This is a genomic window from Synechococcus sp. R5-13 (assembly GCF_047462015.1).
Taxonomy (GTDB): Bacteria; Cyanobacteriota; Cyanobacteriia; order Thermostichales; family Thermostichaceae; genus Thermostichus.
Genome location: NZ_JANSIL010000051.1, coordinates 1 through 3590 on the forward strand (window position 1 = coordinate 1; position 3590 = coordinate 3590).

At 60.3% G+C, this 3590-nt stretch carries 2 protein-coding genes; both read left to right on the top strand.

Features of this window, described 5'->3' with window-relative positions; genetic code table 11:
• Nucleotides 1-189: 189 nt before the first annotated feature.
• Nucleotides 190-2208: a magnesium chelatase ATPase subunit D gene (gene bchD, locus NW840_RS04365; protein WP_414342612.1), complete on the top strand. Its 2019-nt coding sequence runs from the start codon at nucleotides 190-192 to the stop codon at nucleotides 2206-2208.
• Between the two features lie 125 nt (nucleotides 2209-2333).
• Nucleotides 2334-3062 carry a DUF2993 domain-containing protein gene (locus tag NW840_RS04370; RefSeq protein ID WP_011432355.1) on the top strand — a complete coding sequence of 243 codons (729 nt, stop codon included), beginning with the start codon at nucleotides 2334-2336 and terminating at the stop codon, nucleotides 3060-3062.
• The last annotated feature ends 528 nt before the right edge of the window (nucleotides 3063-3590 follow it).

The following is a 3590-nucleotide window of genomic DNA, read 5'->3' on the forward strand; positions in this document are numbered from 1 at the left end:
TGCCAAACCGCCTAAAGCTCAGTAAATTCAGCAAAGTTCAGGGTTTTGGGGGTTAGAGGCATGCTCCCCAGAAAATCTCAGTTGCAAAGGCGGTGCGGAGCACTCAAGCGATAGACTGGGGTGTACAGCTCCCGCTCCGCTGCGAATCTGCTCGATTGAACCGTTGCTCGCCAAGCCTACCCGCCAACCATGGGATCCGCAACTCTATCCGCTCCTTGTACCTTTCCCCTCACCGCTGTAGTGGGGCAACAGGCGGCCAAGCTGGCTCTGCTGCTGGCAGCAGTGGATCCCAGCCTAAGGGGTGTGGTGCTGGTGGGGCCTCGCGGCACCGCCAAGTCGGTTTTGGCCAGAGGGATCCACGCCTTGCTACCGCCCATCGAGGTGATTGCGGGATCCTATTGCAACGACGATCCAGCGCAGCCGGATACCTGGTCCGACTGGGCCAAGGCTCGCTACCCAGCCGGAGAGGTGCCGCCCACCCAAGTGATATCGCCCCCCTTTGTCCAAGTTCCCCTGGGCGTCACTGAAGATCGGCTGCTGGGATCCGTCGATGTGGAGGCCTCCATCAGGCAGGGGGAAACGGTCTTCCAGCCAGGGCTCTTGGCTGCCGCCCACCGGGGCGTGCTCTATGTGGATGACATCAACCTCTTGGACGACGCCATCGTCAACTTGTTGCTGACGGTGGTGGGGGATGGGGTCAACCGCCTGGAACGGGAGGGGCTGAGTCTGCAACACCCCTGCCGGCCTCTCTTGGTGGCCACCTACAACCCCGAAGAGGGATCCCTGCGCCCCCACCTGCTGGATCGCCTGGCACTGGTGGTGCCGGTGGGGCAGGAGCTGAGCCTAGAAGAGCGAGGGGAAATTGTCCAACGGGCAACGCAATTTGTCGATGCTCCCGAGCCCTTCCTGGCCGAGCACCAGGCGGAACTGGAGGAAATCCGCACCCGCATCCTCCTGGCGCGGGAGTGGCTGCCCCAGGTCAAGCCGCAGCGGGAACAGCTCCTCTACCTGGTGCAGGAGGCCATCCGCGGCAACGTCCAAGGGCACCGGGGAGAACAATTTGCCCTGCGAGCCGCCTGTGCCCTGGCGGCGCTGGAGGGGCGGGATCGCCTCCTGGCCGAGGATCTGCAGCAGGCCGTGCAGCTGGTGCTGCTGCCCCGCGCCCGTTACGACCCCGACCAGCCCCCGCCTCCCCCCCCACCCCAATCCCAACAGCCCGATCCTTCCCCAAGCAATTCCGACGACACCGGCGAGGACCAGGAGGAGACGGATCCCCAGCCGGAAAGCCTCAGCCTGCCGCAGGAGTTTTTTTTCGATCCTGAGCAGGTGGCCCTGGACCCGCGCCTGCTGGCCTTTGCCCAGTCCCTCAACCAGCAGGGAAAAACGGGATCCCGCAGCCTGGTGTTCAGCGCCGACCGAGGCCGCTACGTCAAGCCCATCCTGCCCCAGGGATCCAACCCCCGCGTTGCCGTCGATGCCACCTTGCGAGCTGCTGCCCCCTATCAGAAAAGCCGCCGCCAGCGGCAACCGGGACGTAGCGTGATTGTGGAGCCGAGCGATATCCGCGCCAAAAAGCTGGTTCGCAAGGCCGGAGCCCTGGTGATCTTTGTGGTGGACGCCTCCGGCTCCATGGCCCTCAACCGCATGCAAGCGGCCAAAGGTGCCGCCCTGCGCCTGCTCACCGAGGCTTACCAAAACCGTGACAAGGTGGCCCTCATCGCCTTTCGTGGGGAAACTGCCGAAGTGTTGCTCCCCCCCACCCGCTCCATCGAGCTGGCCCGCCGCCGTCTGGAATCCCTGCCCTGTGGCGGGGGATCCCCTCTCGCCCATGCCCTCACCCAAGCCGTGCGCATGGGAGTCAATGCCCGCACCGCTGGCGATGTAGGTCAGGTGATGCTGGTGGCTCTCACCGATGGCCGGGCCAACATTCCCCTCAGCCGCTCCTTGGGACGGAGCGACAGCAAAAGCCAGTTGGGAGCGGATCCCATCGACCTCAAGCAAGAGCTGCGGGAGATCGCCCTGCGCATCCGCGCCCTGGGGTTGAAGCTGCTTTTGATCGATTCCCAAAGCCGCTTTGTAACCACCGGCTTCAGCGCCGAGCTGGCGGAATTGGCGGGCGGACGGTACTTTCATCTGCCCCGTGCCACCGACCAGGGGATCGCAGCCGTGGCCCGCTCGGCCATGCAGGAGGGACGCACCTACCCCTGAGAGAACAGTCTCTCCGTTGGCAAAGGTTGTAACTTTTCTTAATGGTTGGTTATGATCCCTGTAGGCGCTCTTTACCTTTTCCCATGGCTACAGGACTCCTGCCCCAACTTTCCCTGCAGAATCCCATGGCTGTCGATTGGGTTAGCCGAGGGGTAGGCGCAGCCATTCGTGCCCTCTTTAAGCATGCAGAGCGGCTGGAGGCGCGCGTGCGAGTGGAGCCTGTTGCCAAATTGTTGCAGGGTCGTATCGACAGCTTTGAACTGTTGGGCCAGCATCTGCAGATGTACAACGGCCTGAGGCTTTCGGCTCTGGAGCTATTCTGCAATGCGGTGGCCATCGATTTCAGCCAAATTTGGCAGGGGAAGATCAAGCTGCGCCAGCCAGTACAGGCCACAATGCGCGTGGTGCTGAGCGAAGACGATCTGGCGCAATCGTTTAACACACCTTTTGTGCTGAATAGGCTGGCCTTAGGAAAGCAGGATGATAGCCCCCTATCCTTCCATCACGTCCATATCAGCATCACCCCGGCGCGACGACTGCAATTCCAGGCAAATGTACAGCAGGGAGAAGCCAGGGCTTTCTGCGTTGGTTTTTCCGCCCAGGTTGAGGTGCTGGAGCGGCGTCGCATCCGCTTTACAGATCCAGTGTTTGAAAGCGGTACAGAAGAGGAGCTAGCCTTGAGCCAAGCTTTGGTACGCTGCCTGAATGAGCTTCTGGATTTGGATCGGCTCGCCTTGCGAGGCACTGAGCTGCGGGTAGACCGGGTGAACTTGCAGCCCCAGCAGATGATCCTGTACGGCAGTGCCACCCTAGCGCAATTTCCCACACGCCAACCCCAATGGGAAAGTGCTTGACAGCCTTTGGAAGGGCGGCTACGCTCAATAGTGGTGAGGAGTGAAGAGAAGAAGCCTCTGGGGTCGAAACACGGACAGACGCCCAGGGGTTTTTTCATGTCCTAGGAGCTTAAGTGCTCCGCATTATAGTCATCTTGAATAGGAATAAAACATTTTCGTTCATTGCTCTCTAACTCCCCTCTCCCAAAAAGAGAGGGGCTTGGGGTGGTCGCGGAAGCGGCGCAGAGCGCTTGGGGAGTGTCTCAATCTAGTTTGAAATGGCTATAAGATGGCCATAATTGCTCGACGTTGGTCATGCCCGGGGATCAAGCTGCCTTTGCTGTGATGTCCGCAGCTTTGCCAACCGGAATACGGCGCGGCTTCTCTAAAGAATGGGGTAGCTGGGTATCCTAAAAGCTGGGGTTACGGCATCCTTCTTTATTCATGGGGATGAAGTGGCTCAAGACATAACGGTCATTCTAGGTTGTGTTGATCTTTCATTTGAGCCAAAAGAGAGCACTGACGAGATAGAGAAAACTCAAGAAGTTC